The organism is Ensifer sp. 38_S197 (assembly GCF_056924495.1).
In genome coordinates this window covers 3,970,429-3,993,600 of sequence record NZ_JBXOVZ010000002.1, presented here as the reverse complement: position 1 = coordinate 3,993,600, position 23,172 = coordinate 3,970,429, and the positions used below count along the sequence as shown (strand labels likewise).

General features: G+C 62.3%; 21 protein-coding genes. 5 read left to right on the top strand and 16 right to left on the bottom strand.

Going from position 1 to position 23,172, the window contains the following annotated elements; translation table 11 throughout:
* Positions 1 to 329: 329 nt before the first annotated feature.
* Positions 330 to 905: a TetR/AcrR family transcriptional regulator gene (locus AC1Z3V_RS32405; protein WP_483504081.1), complete on the bottom strand. Its 576-nt coding sequence runs from the start codon at positions 903 to 905 to the stop codon at positions 330 to 332.
* Between the two features lie 96 nt (positions 906 to 1,001).
* Here AC1Z3V_RS32405 and AC1Z3V_RS32400 point away from each other — a divergent pair, with 96 nt between their 5' ends.
* Both AC1Z3V_RS32400 and AC1Z3V_RS32395 read left to right on the top strand, forming a co-directional pair.
* A complete protein-coding gene (locus AC1Z3V_RS32400; RefSeq protein ID WP_483504080.1) occupies positions 1,002 to 1,790 on the top strand; it encodes an SDR family NAD(P)-dependent oxidoreductase in 789 nt (262 codons plus the stop codon).
* A gap of 253 nt (positions 1,791 to 2,043) precedes the next feature.
* Complete coding sequence (locus AC1Z3V_RS32395; protein ID WP_483504079.1) at positions 2,044 to 2,973, top strand: aldo/keto reductase; 930 nt, start codon at positions 2,044 to 2,046, stop codon at positions 2,971 to 2,973.
* 84 nt (positions 2,974 to 3,057) lie between these two features.
* On the opposite strand, the gene AC1Z3V_RS32390 is transcribed toward AC1Z3V_RS32395, so the two are convergent.
* From AC1Z3V_RS32390 to AC1Z3V_RS32330, 13 genes are all read right to left on the bottom strand, one after another.
* On the bottom strand, positions 3,058 to 5,619 hold the full coding sequence (locus tag AC1Z3V_RS32390) for a GcvT family protein (RefSeq protein WP_483504078.1): 2,562 nt from the start codon (positions 5,617 to 5,619) through the stop codon (positions 3,058 to 3,060).
* 305 nt (positions 5,620 to 5,924) lie between these two features.
* Entirely contained in the window at positions 5,925 to 6,305 is a 381-nt protein-coding gene (locus AC1Z3V_RS32385) for a cytochrome C oxidase subunit IV family protein (RefSeq protein ID WP_429820435.1), read from the bottom strand.
* 9 nt (positions 6,306 to 6,314) lie between these two features.
* Positions 6,315 to 7,037 (bottom strand): heme-copper oxidase subunit III family protein, encoded by a 723-nt coding sequence (locus tag AC1Z3V_RS32380; RefSeq protein ID WP_483504077.1) that lies wholly within the window; start codon positions 7,035 to 7,037, stop codon positions 6,315 to 6,317.
* Positions 7,038 to 7,048: 11 nt separating this feature from the next.
* Positions 7,049 to 7,753, bottom strand: a complete 705-nt coding sequence (locus AC1Z3V_RS32375; RefSeq protein ID WP_483504076.1) for a cytochrome c oxidase subunit 3 — start codon at positions 7,751 to 7,753, stop codon at positions 7,049 to 7,051.
* A complete protein-coding gene (ctaD, locus tag AC1Z3V_RS32370) occupies positions 7,750 to 9,528 on the bottom strand; it encodes a cytochrome c oxidase subunit I (RefSeq protein ID WP_483504075.1) in 1,779 nt (592 codons plus the stop codon). The genes AC1Z3V_RS32375 and ctaD overlap by 4 nt, the downstream gene beginning before the upstream one ends.
* 166 nt (positions 9,529 to 9,694) lie before the next feature.
* A complete protein-coding gene (locus tag AC1Z3V_RS32365) occupies positions 9,695 to 10,537 on the bottom strand; it encodes a cytochrome c oxidase subunit II (RefSeq protein WP_483504074.1) in 843 nt (280 codons plus the stop codon).
* 140 nt (positions 10,538 to 10,677) lie between these two features.
* Positions 10,678 to 11,064 carry a c-type cytochrome gene (locus tag AC1Z3V_RS32360; RefSeq protein WP_483504073.1) on the bottom strand — a complete coding sequence of 129 codons (387 nt, stop codon included), beginning with the start codon at positions 11,062 to 11,064 and terminating at the stop codon, positions 10,678 to 10,680.
* A gap of 201 nt (positions 11,065 to 11,265) precedes the next feature.
* Complete coding sequence (locus AC1Z3V_RS32355) at positions 11,266 to 12,333, bottom strand: ABC transporter ATP-binding protein (RefSeq protein WP_483504072.1); 1,068 nt, start codon at positions 12,331 to 12,333, stop codon at positions 11,266 to 11,268.
* Between the two features lie 11 nt (positions 12,334 to 12,344).
* On the bottom strand, positions 12,345 to 13,178 hold the full coding sequence (locus AC1Z3V_RS32350; RefSeq protein ID WP_483504071.1) for a carbohydrate ABC transporter permease: 834 nt from the start codon (positions 13,176 to 13,178) through the stop codon (positions 12,345 to 12,347).
* Positions 13,179 to 13,183: 5 nt separating this feature from the next.
* On the bottom strand, positions 13,184 to 14,119 hold the full coding sequence (locus tag AC1Z3V_RS32345) for a carbohydrate ABC transporter permease (RefSeq protein WP_483504070.1): 936 nt from the start codon (positions 14,117 to 14,119) through the stop codon (positions 13,184 to 13,186).
* Positions 14,120 to 14,215: 96 nt separating this feature from the next.
* Positions 14,216 to 15,478 (bottom strand): ABC transporter substrate-binding protein, encoded by a 1,263-nt coding sequence (locus tag AC1Z3V_RS32340; protein ID WP_483504069.1) that lies wholly within the window; start codon positions 15,476 to 15,478, stop codon positions 14,216 to 14,218.
* A gap of 69 nt (positions 15,479 to 15,547) precedes the next feature.
* A complete protein-coding gene (locus AC1Z3V_RS32335; RefSeq protein WP_483504068.1) occupies positions 15,548 to 16,720 on the bottom strand; it encodes a PLP-dependent transferase in 1,173 nt (390 codons plus the stop codon).
* Positions 16,717 to 17,433, bottom strand: coding sequence for a FadR/GntR family transcriptional regulator (locus tag AC1Z3V_RS32330; protein WP_483504067.1), 717 nt, complete (start codon positions 17,431 to 17,433; stop codon positions 16,717 to 16,719). The genes AC1Z3V_RS32335 and AC1Z3V_RS32330 overlap by 4 nt, the downstream gene beginning before the upstream one ends.
* A gap of 44 nt (positions 17,434 to 17,477) precedes the next feature.
* Between AC1Z3V_RS32330 and AC1Z3V_RS32325 the strand changes: the two genes are divergently transcribed.
* A complete protein-coding gene (locus AC1Z3V_RS32325) occupies positions 17,478 to 17,834 on the top strand; it encodes a hypothetical protein (RefSeq protein WP_483504066.1) in 357 nt (118 codons plus the stop codon).
* Between the two features lie 150 nt (positions 17,835 to 17,984).
* Here the strand turns inward: AC1Z3V_RS32325 and AC1Z3V_RS32320 are convergent, their stop codons facing one another.
* Positions 17,985 to 19,088, bottom strand: coding sequence for a M24 family metallopeptidase (locus tag AC1Z3V_RS32320; protein WP_483504065.1), 1,104 nt, complete (start codon positions 19,086 to 19,088; stop codon positions 17,985 to 17,987).
* 328 nt (positions 19,089 to 19,416) lie between these two features.
* Positions 19,417 to 20,109 (bottom strand): GntR family transcriptional regulator, encoded by a 693-nt coding sequence (locus AC1Z3V_RS32315; RefSeq protein ID WP_173517644.1) that lies wholly within the window; start codon positions 20,107 to 20,109, stop codon positions 19,417 to 19,419.
* A gap of 168 nt (positions 20,110 to 20,277) precedes the next feature.
* On the opposite strand from AC1Z3V_RS32315, the gene AC1Z3V_RS32310 reads away from it, so the two are divergent.
* Positions 20,278 to 21,645 (top strand): glutamine synthetase family protein, encoded by a 1,368-nt coding sequence (locus tag AC1Z3V_RS32310; RefSeq protein ID WP_429820404.1) that lies wholly within the window; start codon positions 20,278 to 20,280, stop codon positions 21,643 to 21,645.
* Positions 21,642 to 22,955 carry an NAD(P)/FAD-dependent oxidoreductase gene (locus AC1Z3V_RS32305; RefSeq protein WP_483504194.1) on the top strand — a complete coding sequence of 438 codons (1,314 nt, stop codon included), beginning with the start codon at positions 21,642 to 21,644 and terminating at the stop codon, positions 22,953 to 22,955. The genes AC1Z3V_RS32310 and AC1Z3V_RS32305 overlap by 4 nt, the downstream gene beginning before the upstream one ends.
* Positions 22,956 to 23,172: the final 217 nt, after the last annotated feature.

The window sequence follows — 23,172 nt, the reverse complement described above, 5'->3', positions numbered from 1 at the left end:
AAATCTTCTAAAAACACCCGCCGTCATGGCGGGTTTTTTGTTGCCAACAAAGCAAAACAGAAACAAAGCCCGCAAGGTGAAAACCTGCGGGCTTTTCCGCGTTTTAGGGATCAAACGCCAGCGGATATCATCCACGCGAAATTCTCCGAGGCTCAGCTCGGGCCCCGTCGACCGATCTTGCCTGGCCGCGGCCGCAATCTTTGCGCGGCCTTAGGTAAACAGCGCGCCACGCTAACCAAAGCTACCATCCAGTACAAAAGCCCCTTACGTAATGCACCGGGCTTTAGGCGTTCTAAGGGGCAGAACGGGAGAGGGGAGAACACCGAGTATCAGGCGATCTCGGCCGCCTCAGTTGCTCGGTGATCCTGGGGCGAAAGCCAGGTGCTGGTCTCCTTGAGGATTTCGTTCGACAGATCCGGATCGTCGGTCATTCGTGCCAGGATCAGGGCGCCGACCATGGTCGACCACGTTCCGATCGCGGCGCGGCGCCGATGCGCTTCGTCTGGGCCGGGCGCTACTTTGCTGAGGCGCTCGAATTGCCGCCTGAGACCCGCTGTCATTTCGGCGCGCGCTTCCGCTGGTTGACGGATGACTTCCGATGCCAGAGCGGCAACCGGACAGCCATGGCCGAAATCGTCTCGATGTTCCGGCGAAAGATAACGGCTCGCCACAGTCGCCAGGTCCACGGACAGAGGTTCGCTTCCCCCCTGCAGTTCGGCAAGCGTCTGGGCAATCAGATCGTCCTTGGATTTGAAATAGCCGTAGAAACCGCCATGCGTAAGGCCGGCCGATTTCATCACATCCGTCACCGTGACGGACTCGAAACCACGCTCCCGGAATAGCCGGCCGGCGGCCTCCAGGATGGTTCGCTTGTTCTCTTCAACCTGTTGGCGGCTCACGCGCATCATCGTCTCCCAAATTTCTATTGACATTATACATGATGTCTATCATATATCCAAATACATGATGATCATCATGTATAAATCAAAGGAGCACACCCGATGAGCAAGAAGCCTGCAGTCCTCGTAACCGGTGCTTCCACCGGTATCGGCGCCGTCTATGCGGAGCGATTTGCGCGCCGCGGTCACGATCTCATTCTCGTCGCCCGCAATGCGGAGCGCATGGCAGCGCTTGCCGAGCGCTTGCGGAGCGAAACCGGTGTCAATGTGGACGTCGTCCCCGCCGACCTGACGGACGAGCAGGATCTAGCCAAGGTCGAGCAGCGCCTGAGAGAAGACGAGCATATTGGCGTTCTGGTCAACAATGCCGGGACATCGATCCCGCGCGGCTTCCTTCAGCAGAAGAGCGAGGACATCTCGAAACTGATCGCGCTCAACATCACGGCCGTCACCAGGCTCGCGCATGCTGCAGCACCTCGTTTTGCCGAGAAGGGGGACGGGGCGATCATCAACATCGCCTCGGTCGTTGGTCTTGCTCCGGAGATGGGCGCCACCGTCTATGGCGCCACCAAGGCCTTCGTGCTGTTTCTTTCCCAGGGGTTGAACGTCGAGCTGGCAGCCAAGGGCGTCTATGTGCAGGCGGTACTGCCGGCTGCGACGCGCACCGAAATCTGGGATCACGCGGGCGTCGATGTCGAGACGCTTGCCGGCGTGATGGAGGTCGGTGATCTCGTCGACGCAGCCTTGGTCGGCTTTGATCGTCGCGAGTTGGTGACGATCCCGCCGCTGCCGGACGCGAGCCAGTGGAACGGGTTCGACGCCGCGCGCCAGGCAATGCTTCCGAATTTCGCACAGTCCGAACCGGCTCAGCGTTATCGCTCTGCTGCGTGATCAGATGGCGGACTGGAAGCCGACGACCCGTCGGCTCCCACGACGATAGGACAGCAAGGCGCTGGCCGGTCGGCCCAGCGCTTGGCTTGTCTTGCCACCCGCCGTTACCACCGTCGACCATGTCCGGGCGTTTGCCAAGCGCCCCCGGACTGGTAGAGATTGAGGGGCAAGAATCGCCATTGCAGGCTGCTTGTGGCTGCCGGCGGGAAATCCTCTTTCGAAACGACGTTGATGATGATGCGAGCGTAAACCGATGAAAAAGTTCAACCTGGGAACAACCGATCTCTCCGTTTCATCCGCCGTTCTCGGCCTCATGCGGATCGCCGATCTCAGCGACGATGCCATTCGCCGGCTCTATGGCAAGGCGCGCGACGTCGGCATCAACGTCTTCGATCACGCCGACATCTACGGCGGTGAATTGCACGCCTGCGAGCGTCGCTTCGGCGACGCGCTCCAACTAAAGCCGGCCGAGCGCGAACAGATCGTCGTCCAGAGCAAATGCGGGATCCGGCGCGGTTACTTCGATTTCTCCCGCGATCATATTCTCCAGTCGGTCGACCGGTCGCTCACGGCACTGAAGACCGATTATCTCGATCTTCTGCTGCTGCATCGCCCGGATGCGCTGGTTGAGCCCGAAGAGGTGGCGGACGCCTTCGACAAGCTACAGGCGGCCGGCAAGGTCCGGCATTTCGGCGTGTCCAACCATACGCCACGGCAGATCGATCTTTTGAAGACGGCCGTGCGCCAGCCGCTCGTCGCCAACCAGATCCAGCTCAGCATCGCGCATGCTCCGTCTGTTGCCTTCGGGATTGCCGCGAACATGGCGGGCCTGGAGCAGTCGATCGATCGCGACGGCGAGGTCGTGGTCTATTCGCGGATCAACCGCATGACGCTGCAGGCCTGGTCGCCGTTCCAGCAGGGCTTTTTCGGCGGCGTCTTCGTCGGCGACGAGACCAATTACCCGGAGCTCAACCGTGCGCTGGACGAACTCTCCGGGAAATATGCGGTGTCACCGTCGGCGATCGCCTATGCCTGGATAGCCCGGCATCCCGCCAACATCCAGGTGGTCTTGGGAACGACGAGCCCTGAGCGTCTGGCAGACATCGCGCCCGGAGCAGACATCACCCTGTCGCGCGAGGACTGGTATCGCCTTTTCACCGCCGCGGGCCACGTGCTCCCCTGACATCCATCTTGCTGTGCAGAACATACGAAAGGCCCGCTCGGAAGTGAGCGGGCCTTTGGCTTTTTGGCGCAGTACGCTGGTGGATCAGGTGCGCGGCTTCAGGTTCTCGGGATCGTAGAGCGGCTTGTAGCCGACACCGACGACTTCGACCGGATAGGTCTCGGCGAAATACTCGACATTCAGCTTGCGGCCTACCTGGCAATGGGACCAGGGCAGGTAGGCAAGCGCGATGTTCTTGCCGATCGTAGGCCCGAAAGCGATGGAGGTGGTGTAGGAGCGGCGGCCGAGTTCGTCGATCAGAACCTTGCCGGTTTCCGGATCCATCACCGGCAGGTTGCCGACCGGGTAGCGCTTCACGCCGTTCCTGTCGGTATTCTCCGTCATGACCAGCGTGCAGAGCATAGCGGGCTGGTGCTCGCGCGCCTTGTACTCCAGATGCTTTGCCTTGCCGCGGAAGTCCACGTCCTTGACCTTCGGACGGGCAAGGTCGGCCTCGATGAGGTTGTACTGGGTGAGGAGGTCGGCGTTCTGCAGGCGCAGGCTCTTTTCCATGCGGCGCGAGTTCGCATAGGTTTCGACGCCGAAGGCCATGACGCCGGTTGCGCGCAGCGCGTCCCAGACGGCAAGACCATCCTCGTACTTCATGTGCAGTTCCCAGCCCTGCTCGCCGACATAGGAAATGCGGAAGGCCGTGACCTTCTTGCCGGCGATCTCGATCGGCTTGATCGCGGCGAAGGGGAAGTTCTCGATATCGAGGCCGGCCGGATCGGCAACCACCTTCTTCAGCGTTTCGCGGGCGTTGGGGCCCCAGATACCGATGGTGATGAACTTCTCCGAGACGTCCGTGATGGTGACGTCGAGGCCCCGGTCTTCGGCGACACGGCGCATGTAATGGAAGTCGCGCGGCCCGGCATCGGCGCCGTTTACCAGGCGGCAGCGGTCGGCCATGCGGAAGACGGTGAAGTCAGCCCGCACCATGCCCTCGTCATCGAGGAAGTGCGTGTAGATGCCCTTGCCGATGTTGCCGTCGCCGCCGATCTTGGCGGCGCAAAGCCATTCGAGCAGCTCGACATGGTCAGGGCCTTCGATATCGACCATATGGAAATGCGAGAGGTTGACGATGCCGCAATCTTCGCTCATCGCCAGATGTTCGGCGTTGGAAACGCGCCAGAAATGGCGGCTGTCCCACTCGTTCTCGCGCACCGGGACGCGGTCACCGTATTTTTCGAGCAGATGCTCGTTGGCGGCGTAGCCGTGGGCGCGCTCCCAGCCGCCGAGCTCCATGAAGTAGCCGCCGAGCTCCTTCTCGCGCTCGTAGAAGGGCGAGCGCTTGACGTCGCGGCCGGTCGCATAGGGCTCGCGCGTGTGCACGGCCGGGAAGTAGATCTTCTGCGCCGCCTCGAAGCAGCGGCCTTCGATGAAGTTCTCCTCGAGCTGGTGCGGATAGAAGCGGGAATAGTCGATCGAGGCGTGGTCGATCTCGGTGCGGCCGTCGGTCATCCAGTCGGCGATCAGCTTGCCGTAGCCGGGGCCGTCCTTCACCCAGATGGCAACGCAGTACCAGAGGCCGCGCACCTTCTGGCTTTCGCCGCAGGAAGGGCCGCCGGCGGCCGACACCTGCAGGAGGCCGTTGAAGGAGTGGCTCTCGTTATAGCCGAGTTCGCCGAGGATCGGCGTCAGTTCCATGGCGCGCTCGAGCGGCTCGATGATCTGCTCCATCTCGAGGTCGCGCTGCGAGGGCGAAAGCCGTGCCTCGTGCTTTTCGAGGATGTCGCGCGGATGGCAGAGGCGGGGATTGGTGGTCTCGTAATAGCCCCACTCGATCTGGCCGCCTTCGGTGGTCTTCGGGTCGCCGGTGTCGCGCATATAGGCCGAGTTGCCCTGGTCGCGCAGCAGCGGGAAGCCGATTTCCTTGCCGGTGCCTTCGAATTCGTTGTACGGGCCGAAGAAGGTGAGCGGATGGTCGACCGGCATGACCGGAAGGTCTTCGCCGACCATTTCGGCAATGAGCCGGCCCCAGATGCCCGCGCAGACGACGACATGGTCGGCCATGATCGTGCCGCGATGGGTGACGACACCCTTGATGCGGCCGTTCTCGACGATGAGCGACTTTGCCGGCGTATTGCCGAAGACCTGCAGCTTGCCGGACTTCTCCGCCGCATCGACGAGCTTGCCCGCAACCGTCTGCGAGCGCGGGATGACGAGGCCGGCATCCGGGTCGAACATGCCGCCCATCACCTGGTCTTCCTCGATCAGGGGGAACATCTTCTTGATCTCGGCCGGCGAGACATAGTGTGCGCGGGTGCCGAAGGCCTTAGCGGAAGAAAGCTTGCGTTTGATCTCTTCCATCCACACGTCGTCGCCGGTGCGGACGACTTCCAGGCCGCCGATGCGGGCGTAATGGCCCATCTTCTCGAAGAAGTCGATCGAATACTGCGTCGTCCAAACCGACAGATAATCGTGGCTGGTCGTGTAGCAGAAGTCGGAGGCGTGTGCCGTCGAACCGATATCGGTCGGGACGCCGGATTTGTCGATACCGACGATATCATCCCAGCCGCGCTCGATCAGGTGGTGCGCGATCGAGGCACCCACGATGCCACCCAGCCCGATGATTACGACCTTCGCCTTTTGCGGAAACTCTGCCATTGATTGCGACCCTAGTTGGATTGGATGCCGGATTTTAGGGCTTGATCCGCCATGACTAGAGCCTGTCTACGACATTATCATCAAACTGCACGACCAGAGCCGGGCAATCTGTGGATGGCGAAACGAGAGCTGTTGAGACGGTCATGCCACTGATTTCGTGAGAAAAAGCGCCTGATAGTAGCGAAGCGATTTTCCTTAGCATACGGAAGAAGCGGCCGCACTCGAATGCGTCATTGCTCAGGGCAGGAAATGTCGGCTTTACGGCTTCGCTATCCAGGCGATCCGCGAAAGCAGGTGCGCGGTAATCAAGGCGCAGCGCCGAAGAAGGCGAGGCGCGTGAACAGCACATAGTGCGATTCCGAAACCATGAGCGCCACAAGCACGAGCACCAGCAGGGGCGGCAGAAGGATCGCATAGATCAGCGCCAGCCGCTCCCAGGCCATGTGCATGAAGATCGCCACGATGAGCCCGGCCTTCAGCACCATGAAGATCAGGATCAGAGACCATCTGAGATAGCCCTGCAGCCCGAGATAGTCGACGAGATAGGAGAAAGTGCTGAGCACGAAGAGTAGCAGCCAGACGACCAGGTAGAGCCCGATCGGGTGCTGCTGGTGTTCATGCGCTGGCGCCTGCACCTGCGTCTGAGCTTGCGGTACCGTGCCGGTGTGTGCCGTCGTCTCTGCCATGGCCATGCCTCACCACAGATAGAAGAACGCGAAGATGAAGACCCAGACGAGGTCGACGAAGTGCCAGTAGAGGCCGGTGATCTCGACGATCTCGTATTGTCCCTTGCGGCTCGTGAAGAAGCCACGCTTGCCGGTGTCGAAGTCGCCGCGCCAGACCTTGCGGGCGATGATCAGCAGGAAGATGACGCCGATCGTGACGTGCGTGCCGTGGAACCCGGTGATCATGAAGAAGGTCGAGCCGAACTGGGCCGCGCCCCAGGGGTTGCCCCAGGGCCGCACACCCTCGGTGATCAGCTTTGTCCATTCGAAAGCCTGCATGCCGACGAAGGTGGCGCCGAAGAGGGCGGTCAGCAGCATGAGAAGCGCGGTCTTCTTGCGGTCCCGGCGATAGCCGAAGTTGACGGCCATCGCCATGGTTCCGCTGGAGGAGATCAGGACGAAGGTCATGATGGCGATGAGGATCAGCGGCACGTCGGTACCGCCGATGTGCAGCGCGAACACCTCGCTCGGATTGGGCCAGGGAACGGCGGTCGACATGCGCGCCGACATGTAAGCGATGAGGAAGCAGCCGAAGATGAAGGTGTCGCTGAGGAGAAAGATCCACATCATGGCCTTGCCCCAGGAGACGTTCTTGAACGCCCGCTGATCGGAGGCCCAGTCCGCGGCAAAGCCGGCAAGGCCCGTCGGGCGATGGAGCGATTGTCTCACAGGCGAATGTGTCTCGGCGGACATGCCACGGCTCCTCAGGTCACGAGTTGCCGGCAGAGCTCGACGAAATCATTGGCCCAGCCGGAAAAGAACGCGAAAAGCACCAGCCAAACGGCCAGCATGAAATGCCAGTAGGTGGCGCAAAGCGTGATCGACAGCACGGCCCTTTCGTCCATCGGGCCGGTGCGCGTCTTAACGATCACCCGGGTCAGCGCGAACAGGCCACCGAGGATATGGAGGCCATGCATGCCAGATATCATGTAGAAAAAGCTGTTGGCCGGATTGTCGGCGAGCAGATAGCCGGCATCGGTGAGCTCGCGCCATGCGAAGACCTGGCCGGCGAGGAAGGCCAGCCCCGCGGCGAGGGCGGCGATCAGTGCCGTGCGGCTCGTGTCGTCCTGGCGACGCTCGGCCGTCACCCGCGCCGCGTGGAGCAGCAGGCTGCCGAGCCCGAGGATGGCGGTGTTGAGCCAAAGGATCCGGGGCATCGGCGTCGACCACCAGTCGGTGGACGCCATGCGCATGAAGTAGGCGCTCATGAAGAGGGAGAAAAGGGCTGCGACGACCGCGAGGAAAACGCCAAGGCCGATCTTCGCGGGCGGGATCGAAGGCCGATCGTGCGGGCGGGGGTCGTGGGCATGGCCGACCTCCAGCCACGGCTTGGAGAAGAGCCGCTGTCGGCTGAGCCACCAGCCGGCGATCGCGAGGATCACCGCCAGGAAGATGAAGGCGACGGTCATGAGGCCCCCTCCGGCGCAAGGCCGATCGAACCCGGCTGGTTCTGCGGAATGAAGTCTTCAGGCGCTCCGGGCACGCTGTAGTCATAGGCCCAGCGATAGACGACCGGCAGTTCCTTGCCCCAGTTGCCGTGACGCGGCGGCGTTTCCGGCGTCTGCCATTCGAGCGTCGTTGCCCGCCAGGGATTGCCGCCGGCCTCGCGGCCATGGCGGATGCTCCAGACGAGATTGAACAGGAAGACGATCTGCGCGGCCCCGACAACCAACGCCATGATGGTGATGAATTCGTTGAGCGTATGGGCCGAGGCCGGGACGAAGGCGGTCTCGCCCATTTCATAGTAGCGACGAGGCACACCGATCAGGCCAAGATAGTGCATCGGAAAGAAGATCAGGTAGGCGCCGATGAAGGTGATCCAGAAATGGATCTGCCCGAGCGTTTCGTTGAGCATCCGGCCGGTGATTTTCGGGTACCAGTGATAGATCGCGCCGAAGATGACGAGGATCGGTGCGACGCCCATGACCATGTGGAAATGGGCGACGACGAACATCGTGTCGGAGAGCGGCACGTCGACGACGACGTTGCCGAGGAACAGGCCTGTCAGCCCGCCATTGACGAAGGTGACGATGAAGGCGAGTGCAAAGAGCATTGGCAGGGTCAGGTGGATGTCACCGCGCCAAAGCGTCAGCACCCAGTTGTAGACCTTGATCGCCGTCGGCACGGCGATGATCAGGGTGGTCGTGGCGAAGAAGAAACCGAAATAGGGGTTCATGCCGCTGACATACATGTGGTGCGCCCAGACGATGAAGGAGAGCGCGCCGATGATGACGATCGCCCAGACCATCATACGGTAGCCGAAGATGTTCTTGCGGGCATGGGTGCTGATGAGGTCGGAGACGATGCCGAAGGCAGGCAGCGCGACGATATAGACCTCCGGATGGCCGAAGAACCAGAAGAGGTGCTGGAACAGGATCGGGCTGCCGCCGCCGTGTTGCAACTGCTCGCCCATCTCGACGATCGCCGGCATGAAGAAGCTGGTGCCGAGCACGCGGTCGAAGAGCATCATGACGCAGGCGACGAAGAGGGCGGGAAAGGCAAGCAAGGCCATCACCGTCGCAGTGAAGATGCCCCAGACGGTGAGCGGCATGCGCATCAGCGTCATGCCGCGCGCGCGTCCCTGGAGCACGGTTACGACATAGTTGAGGCCGCCCATGGTGAAGCCGATGATGAAGAGAATGAGGGATGAAAGCATCAGGATGATGCCCCAGTCCTTGCCGCCGGGCGTGCCCGAAAGTACCGCCTGTGGTGGATAGAGCGTCCAGCCGGCGCCGGTCGGTCCACCGGGCGCGAAGAAGCTCGTGACGAGCACGATCACGGCGAGCAGATAGAGCCAGTAGCTCAGCATGTTGGCATAGGGAAAGACCATGTCGCGCGCGCCGAGCATCAGCGGGATCAGGTAGTTGCCGAAGCCGCCGAGGAAAAGCGCGGTCAGAAGGTAGATCACCATGATCATGCCGTGCATGGTGATGAACTGATAGTAGCGGTCCGCGTCGATGAAGGCGAAGGCACCGGGAAAACCGAGCTGCAGCCGCATCAGCCACGACAGGACCAGCGCGACCATGCCGATGGCGATCGCGGTCGAGGCATATTGCACGGCGATGATCTTGGCATCCTGGCTGAAGACATAGCGCGTCCACCAGCTATGGGGATGGTAGAGCTCGACATCCTCCACTTCCGCTGGGCCTATCGGTTCGCCCGTACCTGACCGGATGTCGACCATCTGCGAGAACCTCCTGACACCGGATCATTTCGGTGAATGATCCAACGCTTTGAAACTACGCAATTCCGAAACGCCGAACGTCGGAATCGCCTTCGCTCACGAGCGGGATGCGGGGTCGAAATCCGCAATTACTTTTCCTCATCCCGCTTGGCCGCCGGGGCGCCTCCTATTGCGCCGGGGCGGCATTTGCTGCCTGTACCGTCTGTTTCGGCTCCGCCGCTGCCATCAGTTGCGAAAAGGTCTGTTGCTGCGAAAGCCACGCCTGGTAGTCGGCGGCGGTATCGACGACGACGGTGCCGCGCATCTGTGGGTGTCCGACGCCGCAGAGCTCGGCGCAGAGAACCTCGAAAGTGCCGGTGCGTGTCGGCGTCAGCCAGAAATAGGTGACCATGCCCGGGACCATGTCCATCTTGGCGCGGAACTCCGGCACGTAGAAATCATGGAGCACGTCGATCGAGCGCAGGAGGATCTTCACCGGCTTTCCGACTTCCAGATGCAGCTCGCCGCCTTCGATGACGACGTCGTCAAGGGCTGCGGCATCGTTGCGGTTGAGGCCGAGCGAATTCTCCGGGGTGACGTCGCGCGTTTCGGAGGTTCCAAGCTTGCCGTCGGCGCCGGGCAGGCGGAAGCTCCAAAGCCATTGCTGGCCGACGACCTCAACCTCTGCAGCACCGTTTGGCACGGTGACGAACTGATGCCAGACGAAAAGGCCGGGTGTCAGCATGGCGGCGACGCCAAGCGTCGTGCCGCCGGCGAGCCATCCCTCGAGCCTTCGGTTTTCCGGTTCATAGGCCGCCCGGTTCCCCGGGCGATGGCGAAAACGGAGAACGCAATAGGCCATGAACAGCACCACGGCGACGAAGACGACGCCGGTGATCCAGAAGGTGATGATCAGCGTATTGTCGATGTAATTCCAGTTGGACGCGATCGGCGTCCACCACCACGGGCTCAACAGATGGAACAACACCGATCCGACAGCCAGCAATACCAGAATAACTACCACGGCCATTTCTTGTCCCTCCTCGCCGCGAGCGGCTGTGGGCATGAATACGCAATCCGTAGAGCTCCAACTGCAATTATTGCACGAACGTCAAATAGTCGCAATTCGCCGTCTCGTCTCTGACGGCGCCTGCTTCTAATCTTTCTCGGCTACTGCGAATACTGCTTGAGGTAGGCGAGGAGGTTGGAGATGTCCGTGTCGTCTTTCAAGCCGGGAAAGGCCATCTTCGTGCCCTTCACCTTGGCCTTGGGATTGTGGAGATAGTCGCGTAGCGTCGTCTCGTTCCAGACCAGGCCACCCTTGCCGGCATCGACCATTGCCGAGGAGTAGCTGAAGTTGGGATGGGTGCCGGCAGTTCGCCCCAACACATGGTTGAGCGAGGGGCCAACCTTGTTGGTATCGCTCTCGGCGATATGACAAGTGGCGCATTTCTTGAAGACCGTGGCGCCGGCGGCGGCATCGCCCTCTTGCGCGAAGGCTGCGAACGGACAGAGCATGGTTGTCGAAAAGGCAAGGGCAACAACAAAATTTCGCATGACACTTCCTCATAATCGCCGGGCGCAGGCAAGGAAGGCTATCGTCAGTTCGTCGTCTTGGCGGTGCTTGCTTCTCTCAATTGGCGCCACGGGCGGTTGATACTTGCGACAGTGAAACGGTACGCCTCGCTTTGTGGAAGTCAACCGCCGCAGCCGACCGTTCGCCGGCTGCGCCTAAATTTTCACCAGAGGAACCGGCAATCAGACGCGATTGCCGGCGGCGTTGAAGAAATGCAATCGCTCAACCGGCAGCCGTACGGGAAGCGAACCCGAGGCATTCAGGAACCTGCGGTCGTTGGTGAACGCCTTGAATCCGGAGCGGCCGAAGGAGAGATGCAGGATGATGCCGAAGCCGGTCGGCTCGACCAGGTCGACGGTGGCCTTGAGCGCATCCGGTCCTTCAGCGCCGATTTCCACATGCTCCGGGCGGATGCCGAGGGTCGCCTGGGCCCCGTCGGTCAAGGCGGGATGGGGCTGTGCCGGGATGACAATGCCGCCTTCCGTTTCGAAGCGCGGGGCGGAGCCATTGCGGTAGGTACCCTCGAAGAAATTCATTCCGGGCGAACCGATGAAGCCGGCGACGAAGAGGTTGGCCGGCCGGTCATAAAGATCGAGCGGGCTGCCGACCTGCTGCACGAAGCCGCCGTTCATGGCAACGATCCGGTCCGCAAGCGTCATCGCCTCGATCTGGTCATGGGTGACGTAGATCGAGGTCGCGCCGAGATCCTTGTGCAGTTTCTTGATCTCGGCGCGCATCTGCTCGCGCAGGCGGGCATCAAGGTTCGAGAGCGGCTCGTCGAACAGGAACGCCTTCGGCTCGCGCACGATGGCGCGCCCCATGGCGACGCGCTGGCGCTGGCCGCCGGAAAGCGCGCGGGGCCGGCGTTCGAGCAGCGGATCGAGGCCGAGCTTGGCGGCCGCACTGGAGACGACGTTCGCGATCTTCTCCTTGGCGGTCTTTCGGAGCCTCAGGCTGTAGCTCATGTTCTTGGCGACCGACATGTGCGGATAGAGCGCATAGGACTGGAACACCATGGCGATGTCGCGGTCTTTCGGCGCCAGCTCGTTGACGCGTTTGCCCGCGATGCGGATCTCGCCCGAGGTCACGCTCTCAAGGCCGGCGATCATGCGCAACAGCGTGGACTTGCCGCAGCCGGACGGGCCGACCAGCACGACGAATTCGCCGTCGCCGATCTTCAGGTCGACATCGTGCAAGACCGGGTGGATGCCGTAGGATTTCTGGATGTTGGCGATATCGATGGAAGCCATTGGTACAATCCTCAGCCTTTGACCGCGCCGGCCGTGAGGCCCTGGACGAGATAACGTTGAATGAGCAGGAAGAAGAGGCAGGCGGGGATGAGCGCGAGCACGCCGGCGGCCATCATCTGCCCGAAGTCGACGGAGAACTTCGACACGAACGACAGTAGTCCGACGGGGAAGGTTGCCTGGTCGTTGCCGGAGATCAGCATCAGCGAGAACAGGAGCTCGCTCCAGGCGGCGGTGAAGACGAAGCCGAGCGTCGCGGCGATGCCGGGCAGCGTCAGCGGCAGGATGATCTGGCGGAAGGCGACGAACTGCGTTGCGCCATCGATCATCGCCGCCTCTTCCAGATCCTTCGGAATGCCGTCGAAGAAGGACTGCATCAGGAAGGTGGCGAAGGGTACGTTGAAGGCGGTGTAGACGATGACGAGGCCGGTCAGGCTGTTCGTCAAACCGAGCGGCGACAGGATCTTGAAGATCGGCGCCACCAGCATCACCAGCGGGAACATCTGCGTCAGAAGCATCAGCGCCACCAGCCAGTATTTGCCGCGGAAGTTGAAGCGCGACAGGGCATAGCCGGAGAGCGAGGCGAGGATGGTGACGATGACGGCCGTCGAGCCGGAGACGATCAGGCTGTTCCTGAAAAACACCGGAAAGGCGCTATGGCGCAGGACGAAATCGAAATGTTCGAGGCTGGCGTGCGACGGCCAGAGCCTGATGCCTTCGGAATAGAGCAGGTCGTTCGGGGTGACTGCGACCTTCAGCAGCCAATAGAGCGGGAAGAGCGCGAAGGCGATATAGGCGAGGATGGCCAGCCGGTGCGTGATCGTGAGGAACAGAGGTTTGGCGCGCATCGGTCTCAATCCTTGCTCAAGAGCCATTGCCGCAGGATGACGATCAGCATCGAATAGCCGAGCAGCAGCGCCAGAAGCACGAGCGCGATCGCCGAGGCATAACCGAAATCCAGCCGCTTGAAGGCCTGGGTGAAGATATAGCTGGCGACGATCTGGGTGCGGTCGGCGGGTCCGCCATTGGTCATGACGATGATCAGGTCGGCGAAATTCGAGATCCAGACGGTGCGGAGCAAAATGGTGATGGCGATCGTTGGTGCCAGGAACGGCAGGGTGATCGACATGAAGCGCTGGACCGGCCCGGCGCCGTCGATGCTCGCGGCCTCATAGAGATCGCGCGGGATCGCCTGCAGCGCGGCCAGCAACGTGATCGCGAAGAAGGGAATGCCCCACCAGACATTGGCGACGATCGGGCCCCACATGGCAAGCTGCGGATCGGAGAGGATGTTGCTCGGCTCGTTCATGATGCCGAGGCTAAAGAGCCAGTGCGGCAGCGGACCGACGACCGGATTGAACAGCCAGGCCCAGTTGAGGCCGGCGAGGAAGCTCGGAACCGCCCAGGGCAGGAAGACGAGGGCCTGTGCCAGACCGCGGCCATAGAAGGGCTTATCGAGCAGCAACGCCAGAATCAGGCCGAAGACGAACTGGAGGAGAACCGAGGCGCCTGTCCACCAGAGCGTGTTGCGTAATGCCCGGTAGAAGGCCTGGTCCTCGGAGAGTGCGCGGAAATGATCGAGGCCGACATAGGCACCGGAGAACGGATTCAGGAGCTGGATGTCGCGAAAGGCGTAGGAGACACCGAGCACCAGCGGCACCAGCATGACCGTGACGATCAGGATCAGCGCCGGCGCGCTATAGAGATAGGGCGCGGCGCCTTCGGCGATGCGCTTCATCAACGGCGTCCTGCTTTTGGGCAGGCCGCTTTGGCGGGCGACATAGTCCATCGATCGAGTTTTCCCCTGTGCGGCCGCCGGTTGTTCGGGCGTGCCTGTTTTCACGAATGAAGGGCCGGCGGCGGCAAGCCGCCGCCGGCCGAAGGCTTACTTCTTGCTGGCCAGGAACTTCTGCTGCGCCTTGGTCAGGTAGTCAGCCCACTGGTTGGCGAGTTCCTCCGGCGTGATGTCACCGAGCAGGGCTTCCTGGGTGGTCTTGATGGCGAGCGAATCCTTGAAGAAGGCGAATTCTTCGAGGTAGGTCGGCATGACCGTCAGCACGACGTCCTTGTCGGCGAGCTCGTCGAACCAGCCCTTGAACTGCGGGCTTGCATAGAAGGGATCCTTCTCGGCCGACTTGTGCACCGGCAGCGCGCCGGTGCGCTTGTTCCACTCGATGTTACCTTCCGGCCCTTCGAGCGTCTCGATCAGCTTCCAGGAAAGGTCCTTGTTCTGGCTGGCGGAGAGCATCGACCAGCCGGCGAAGCCGATGGTGGTGAAGGCCTTGCCGCTCGGGCCCTTCGGCATGGTCGTGACGCCGAAGTCGTCGGACTTCATGCGCTCGGCAATGGCGATCAGCGCGTCCGGATCCTGGTCGAGGAAGGCGCAGGTGCCGCTGTAGAAGCCGGCGACGATCTCGTTGAAGCCCCAGTTGACGCTGTCCTTCGGTGCCAGCCCCTTCTTGTAGAGGTCGACCACCCAGGTCAGGCCCTTGACCCAGCCTTCGCTGTTCATGGTCGAGGTGCCGTCCTCGTTGAAGAAGGTGTTGCTGCCGGCCATGGTGGCGCCGAACATCACCCAGCCGTTGAGGCCACCCGGACCGCCGCGCAGGCAGTAGCCGGATTTGCCCGGAAGCTTGGAGACGGCTTCGGATGCCTTGACGAAATCGTCCATGGTCTTCGGCGGCTCGCTGACGCCGGCCTCCGACAGCAGCTTCTTGTTGTAGAACATCGCCCGCAGATAGAAGCCGTAGGGCAGCATATAGGCGGTGTCGTTGATGTCGCGGCCGAGTTCGAGCGCGCGTTCGGTCAGGCCGCCGGTGTGTTCCCACTTGGCGAGGTAGGGCTCAAGGCTTTCGAGCATGCCATTGTTGGCATAGAGCGACAGCCAGGTGTCGGGCATTTCCATCACGTCGGGCAGTTCGCCGGCCGAGACCATGGTGGCGAACTTCTGGAAGGCTTCGCCCCAGGGCAGCGAGATGATCTCGACCGTCGTGCCGGGATTGGCCGCCTCGAACTTGGCGACGATCGACTTCAGCGTCTCGGTGCGCTCGGGGCTGGTGATGACCTCGACGAGCTTCAGCTTGGTGTCGGCGAGTGCGCTTCCGGCCATCAGGCTGGCGAGAAGCGTGGCAGTGATCAGTTTCTTCATTTCTGTTCCCTCTTTTCTTCGTTGGTTTTGGTTCAAAGTGGGCAGAGCGGGATCTGCATCCCGCTCCTGTCAGCCAGTCGAAGCGACGGCGAGCGCCGCCTCGAGATCGCTCCAGAGGGCCTCCGTTCCCTCCAGGCCGACATGGAGCCGTACCGACCGCGGCGAGATGCCGAAGGCGGCTGCGGAATTGGGCTGGGCTTTCTGCGACAGCACGACTTCGCCCGGCACGATGAGGCTTTCATGTCCGCCCCAGGAAACGCCGAGCTTGAAGAGTTCGAGATGATCCGCGAAGCGCCTGACGTCGACGCCCTCGCGGAAGATGAAGGAGAACAGGCCCGAGGTGCCGGAAAGGCCCGGCGGCAGCGTATTGCCGAGGCCGGGATGGCAGACCGTTTCGACCAGCGGATGGGCCTGCAGCCGCCGCGCGACTTCAAGCGCCGAGCGCTCATGCGATCTCATGCGGATCGGCAGGGTGCGCAGGCCCCGGATCAAGAGCCAGGCGTCGAAGGGCGAGAGCTTGCCGCCGAGATAGGGATAGGCTTCGGAGCGGATACGGCCGATCAGTTCCTTCGATCCGGTGACGACACCGGCGACGACGTCCGAGTGGCCACTGAGATATTTGGACGCCGAATGGATGACGAGGTCGACGCCGAGCGAGATGGGCCGCTGGAAGATCGGGCTCGCCCAACTGTTGTCGATCGCGGTGATGATGCCCTGGTCCTTGGCGAGGCGGGTAAGTGCGGCGACGTCATGGGTATCCATCACCCAGCTCGTCGGGCTCTCCATGTAGAAGAGCTTGGCGCCCGGCAGCGCTTTCGCGACCGCTTCCTCGTCGCGGCCGTCGACATAGGTTACCTCGATCTTCATGCGCTTCAGATGCGTACCGAACAGGCGGAAGGCATCGGGATAGACGTGGTTGACGGCGACGATGCGGTCGCCCGGCTCGACGAAGGAAAGCACGGTGGAGGAGATCGCCGACATGCCGCTGGCAAAACCGATCGCGTCTTCGCCGCCTTCGAGTTTCGCCAGCATCTCCTCGAACATGCGTACCGTCGGATTGAGGCCGCGGGTATAGATCGGCCGCACGCGCTCGCCCCGGTAGGAGGCGACCATGTCGTCGTAGTCCTTGAAGGTGAAGAGCGAGGTCTGCACGATCGGCGGCACGACGGCATCGAAGGCGTTGCCTTCGTCATGCGCGACGATCAGCGAGGCGTGGTCGAACGGATCGAGGCCGTAGGTCATTTGGACATTTCCTTGATGTCTTCCTCAACGATCGCGAGGATTTTCAGCGTTTCTTCGCGCGCGGTGTCAGGATCCTGAGCCGCAATCGCGTTGAAGAGGGTGCGGTGGAACGGGAAGGAGCGGCGGGCGAAGTCCGACCGGTCGAACGGTTCGTCCCAGAAGCGCTCGAAGGCCTCGCGCATCTGTTCGAGAAGCTGGCGGAAGAGCGGATTGTGCGTGGCGTCGTAGATCGCCAGGTGGAAGGCGAGGTCTTCCGGACCCGACGTGCCCTTGGCGATATGCACCCGCTCCATCTCGTCGAGCTTCGTTTCGATGATCTTCAGGTCTTCGTCGGTGCGCCGGCGGGCCGCGAGCATGTTGGCCTCGACCTCGATGCCGCGGCGGACCTCGAGCGTCATCAAGAGCACGTCGCGCAGATGCGCGGCGTCGAGGGTGAGCGGCATATGGACGGTGGCACCGGAGATTGTGCGCAGGAGATAGGTGCCGCTGCCCTTGCGCGCCTCGACAACGCCGAGCGCCTGGAAGTGGCGGATGACTTCGCGGATGGTGGAGCGGCCGACGGCCAGAGCCGTCATCAGCTCGCGCTCCGCCGGCAGGCGTTCGCCGGGTTTCAGGCCCGATTGTTCGATGTAGTCAGCCAACGCAGCAATCACCTGCTGGGCCCGGTCGGCCGGGGGCAGGGGCATCAGCGCCACTCTTGCCGGTTCACTCATTCGGCTTCCTCCCAGAGGCCAAATTGGTCTGACATCTGAGCACTATGACCACGGCGGCGGAGATCGTCAAGCAGGAACTGATGGACGCGCAGGTGTTGACCGCGTGCGCTCCCGGCGTAGACATGGAGGTAAGGAGTTTGGTGATGATGAAATCGGAATGTCTGTTCGTGATGGCAGCCGTGTTCGGCGCGTTCTTCATCGTGGTGACGGTCGCGGGCGAGGCCGAAGCGCAGATGCGCACCAGAAAGGGCGAGTATTACGAGGGAATCCGGCGCAAGCCCTATGGCTATTACTGGATCTGGCCGCCCGTCGAGCAGCGCGAACCAGTCTCTAGTCCTCGCCGCGGCAAGGAGGGTGCCGGGAGCGCGATGCCGAAGCCGCGCAAGCGACCGACCCAATAGCCAGGCCGGTAAGGGAATGGCAAAGAAGAGCGGCGCCCGAAGGCGCCGCGAATTTCATGTTTCGTCGAAACAGTGAAGTGAAATGAGCTGACTTTCCGAAACGTCGCAATTCCAGGCGGAAAACCGTTTCACACTTTTCCTGGAAGAGCCTTAGACCTTGGCGACGTGAACTTCGCGGGAGAGCGAGGAAAGGACCTCCGGCCCGTCTTCGCGCAGGATGACGATATCCTCCAGGCGGATGCCGAAGCGGCCGGGCAGGTAGATGCCGGGCTCGATCGAGAAGACCATGCCCTCTTCCAGCACCGTTTCCGAGGTTGCGGTGATGTAGGGCGGCTCGTGGCCGTCGATGCCCATGCCGTGACCGGTGCGGTGCACGAAGTATTCGCCATAGCCGGCATCGCTGATTACTTTCCGGGCGGCGGCATCCACGTCCTTGGCGGGCACGCCAGGGCGTGCGGCTTTCATCGCGGCCTGCACGGCCTTTTCAACGATGGTGTGGATCTGGCCGTATCCCTCGGGCGCGCGGCCGACGATCGCCATGCGGGTGATGTCGCTCGGGAAGCCCTGCTTGCGGCCGCCGATGTCGATCACGACCGCATCGCCTTCCTCGATCACCCGCTCGCTTGCCGAGTGATGCGGGAAAGCGCCGTTGCCGCCGGCGCCGACGATCCAGAAGGCCGGTGCCGCGCCTTCGGAGGAGAAATGTCTGCGGATTTCGGCGGCCAGTTCCTTCTCGGTCATGCCGGGGCGGATCTTCGAAAACGCCGTCTGCATGGCGCGGTCGGCAATGCCGGCGTTCATCTTCAGGAGTTCGTATTCGGTTTTGTCCTTGCGCATGCGAAGGCTGCCAAGCGTTGCCGGCGTGAACTCGCGAGCGGTATCTTCCGGCAGGGCATCGATCAGCAGCAGTGCGAAATCGGCGCGCATGGTTTCGTCGAGCACGACGCGGCCGGGCCTTTCGGCGCCGATATCGGCGAGTGCCGCCGTCAGGGCAGCGGCCGGGCCTTCGTCATCGGCCCAGTTGTGGAAGGCGATGTCGGTGTGTTCGCGCGTGCCTTCGGCGTTGAGCGCCGGCATCAGGAAAGCCTCCTTTTCCGGGCCGATCAAGAGCAGGCAGGGCCGCTCGTCCGGATGCGGATGGTAGCCGATCAGCCAATCCATGTGCGATCCGGGCGCGAGTGCGATGAGGCCGACATCGCTTTCGGCCATCTTGCGGCGGAGTGCGGCAAAACGGGTCTTGGTGAGTTCCGTCATGGGGTTTCCTGTCTTGTTGGAGGCAATGGGATGCCGAACGTCATTCACGTAGCTGGTTGACGGGCGGATGGAGGACAGCGCCGAACGGTTCGGCGCGAAGTGTCTATGGGGAATGCTTGAGGCCGGCGCAGGTGTTGCCCCGGGTTACGGATCTCTGGCTCTTCAAGCGGTCTCCTCCCCCTCGAATGCGCGCGCACAGGCTCGGAAAGTCGGGCTCTTTCCGGCGCTATGCATTTGTATTTGCAAGACTTTGGTGCGGTGCACCGGCATTGTCAATATAGAATTTTAGTCACACTAAAATTTGTGGGTCAGCGATGCCGGCGGCAAGTCAGGCGGCCAATCGCAGGAGACGCGCGACCGCCTGCTGGTCGAAGCCGCCGATGCCCTCCCTGATGTCGGCGGCGATCGCATCGGCGACGGCCTCTTCGTCGCGCCGCCGAAGCGCCTCGATCGCCTCACGATGCCGGTCCACCACATAGAGTTCGGTGACGTGTTCCATGGCAATCCCGAGGATGGGGCCGAGCTGTAGCCAAACACTCTCGATCAGCGGCATGGCCACCGGATCGGGATTGGCCGTGTAGATCTTGCGGTGAAACGCCTGATTGGCGATCAGGGCGGCCACCTTGTCGCCCCTGCGGATTTCCGTCTCGATGCTATCGTCGATCGCCGTGATATTTTCGATCTGGCGCTCGGAAAGATGGGCGACAGCCCGGCGGGCGGCATGGCTTTCGAGCGCGATGCGCAGCGAGATCAGCTCCTCGAAACGGGCGGGTGTAATGTGCGGCACGACGATGCGGCGGTTTTCCAGGAACTGCAGCGCGCCGATCGAGGTCAACTGGCGCAGCGCCTCGCGCACGGGCGTCGGGCTGCTTTCGAGCGCTTCGGCAAGGCCACGGATGGTGACAGAGGTGCCGGGGCGGAAAGCGCCAACCATGATCGCCTGGCGCAACCGGTTGAAGGCGTAGTCGTGTGTCGTCATGCCGTCGGGTCGCGCAAGTGGCGGCAAAACAAGCGGTTTCAAATGCACATGTCCTTCTGCCTGGTCCACGGTGGGAGCGGGATGCGAGCCGCATACACTTTCCGGCGCCCCGCTCTACGTCACATGCCTGATAGCATCGCTCATGCTTGACTCCAATTCCTGAATTATGTCAACTTTCTGATAATGTGATCACAAAAAGAGATTTGCGATATGTCGCTCGACGCGGAAGATCCCAGCGCATTCAAGGCATGGCTCGAGCAGAACGGGCCGATCGAAAGCATTCAAGCCGTCGTTTGCGACCTCAACGGCATTATGCGTGGCAAACGCGTACCCGTGGAGCAGGCGGCGAAGGTGTTGGGCGGCGGCATCCGCATGCCGCTCTCGATCGTTGGCGTCGACGTCTGGGGTGAGGACATAATCAACAGCGAGCAGGTGTTTGCGAGCGGTGACCGCGACGGCATCTGCGGCGTCACCGGCCGCGGCGCGCTGCCGGTCAACTGGACGTCACGGCCGAGCGCACTGGTGCCGCTCTGGCTGCAACTCGAGGACGGCAAGCCGTTCCTTGCCGATCCGCGCCAGGCGCTGGCGGCGGTCGTGCGCGAATACCAGGAACTCGGCCTTCGCCCCGTCGTCGCGACTGAGCTTGAATTCTATCTGATCGATCCGGAGCCGGACAGCGCGGTGCCGCCGATCTCGCCCTATACCGGCAAGCGGCTCGATTCCGACGCGATCCTCTCGATCGACGAACTCGACGATTTCGGCGAGTTCTTCTCCGATGTCTACAAGGAATGCGCCCGGCAGAACGTACCGGCGGACGCGGCGATCGCCGAGAATGGCATCGGCCAGTTCGAGATCAACCTGTTGCACACCGACGATCCCCTGAAAGCGGCCGACGACGCCATCTTCTTCAAGCGCATCGTCAAGGGTGTGGCGCGCAAGCACGGACTCGCCGCCACCTTCATGGCCAAGCCCTACGGCACCCGTTCGGGCAACGGCATGCACATCCATTTCAGCCTGCTCGACGCGGAGGGCAACAACGTCTTCAACGACGGAAGTGACGAAGGTTCTCCGGTGCTGAAGCACGCCGTTGCCGGCCTTCTGCGCGGCATGGCAGAGACGACCCTGCTCTTTGCGCCGCATTTCAATTCCTACCGGCGGCTCCGGCCGGACACGCATGCGCCGACGGCCGTCTGCTGGGGTTACGAGAACCGCACGTCGGCGATCCGTATTCCCGGCGGCAACCCCAATGCGCGCCGCATCGAACATCGCGTCGCCGGCGCAGACGCCAATCCCTATCTCGTCATCGCCGCGATCCTCGGCGCCGCACTCGTCGGCATCCGCAACAAGTGGAAGCCGCCGGCGCCGGTTTCGGGTCGGGCCTATGCAGCGGAGAAACTGCCCAAAATTCCCTCGGAATGGGGGCAGGCGGTCGATAGCTTCGAGGCAGGACCGATCGCCGCCGACATCTTCGACCCCGTGCTGCGTTCGATGCTGATCGCCTGCAAACGCCAGGAGATCGCAGGCTTTGCCGAGCAGGTCACGGATTACGAATTCAGCGCCTATCTGGAAATCGTCTGATGCTTACCAAACAGAAATCCTATGCCGGCGACGGCAGTTACCCGACCAGCTACTACGCCGCCTCCCGCAACATCATCCGCACGCCCGTCCGGCTTCAGGGCCGGGTCGAGACCGACATCTGCGTCGTCGGTGCCGGTTACTCCGGCCTGTCGACGGCGATCCATCTTGCCGAGAAGGGCTACAAGGTGGTCGTCGTCGAGGGTGCGCAGGTCGGCTGGGGCGCATCGGGGCGCAATGGCGGCCAGGTCGTCAACGGCCTCAATGCCAGCCTGTCGACCATCCAGCGCCGCTATGGCGAGGATGCGGCGCGCTTCATCGGCGGGCTGGTGCAGGAGGGCGGCAAGATCATCCGCCGCCTCGTCAGCCAGTATCAGATCGACTGCGACCTGAAGCCGGGCAACATATATGCCGCCTATACGCCTGCGCATATGAAGGAGCTCGAAGCCAAGCAGGCGCTCTGGCGCAAATACGGCATGGACGACCACCAGCTTCTCGACCGCGAAGCGCTCCGCAAGCTGGTCAGATCGGATGCCTATTGCGGCGGCATGCTCGATACGACCGGCGGTCACATGCATCCGCTCAATCTGGTGCTCGGTGAGGCGCGCGCGTTCGAAAGTATTGGCGGGACCATCTATGAACAATCACCCGTGACGCGGGTTGATCACGAGGCAGCGCGGCCGGTCGTCTATACCGACGCCGGCGAGGTTTCGGCGCGCATCGTCGTGCTCTGCGGCAATGCCTATCTCGGCGACGCGGTGCCGAAGCTCGTCTCGCGCGTCATGCCTGTCTCGACGCAGATGATCACCACGGCGCCGCTCGGCGAGGAGCTTGCCCATTCGCTGATCCCGAGCGACATGTGCGTCGAGGACGTGCGCTATATCCTCGACTATTTCCGGCTCTCGGCCGACAAGCGGATGATCTTCGGCGGCGGCACTGTCTATGGCGGCACCGATCCGGCCGATGTGGTTGCGAAGCTCAAACCCAACCTCGAAAAGGTCTTCCCAGAGCTCAAGGGGGTTAAGATCGACTACGCCTGGAGCGGCAACTTCGCGCTCTCCTTCACGCGCGTGCCGCAGATGGGCCGGATCGGTTCTAATACCTACTTCGCCCACGGTTACAGCGGCCACGGCGTCACCGGTTCACACCTCTTCGGCCGCACGCTCGCCGAGGCGATCGATGGCGACACCACACGCTACGACGTCTTCGCGAAGCTGCCCTGGTATCCATTCCCGGGCGGGCGCATGTTCCGCGCGCAATATTCGACGATCGGCTCCTGGTGGTACCAGTTCAAGGATGCGGTCGGATTGTAGGGCGAAAGACCGACGCTCCGTGAAGGGGCGGCTTGCCATGAAGGTGGGCCGCGCCCCTTGCGCGCGAGTCGGAAAATCGATTTCCCGCGGAGCGCAATTCCGCCTCGCCGGCCGTTGCGCTACTATCAAGCCTCTACTGCATGTTTCCTTAAATCGTCGCCGATTTAAGGATAATGACATGCAGCGATTCAAAGTGCTACAGCGACCTGCGCGTCTG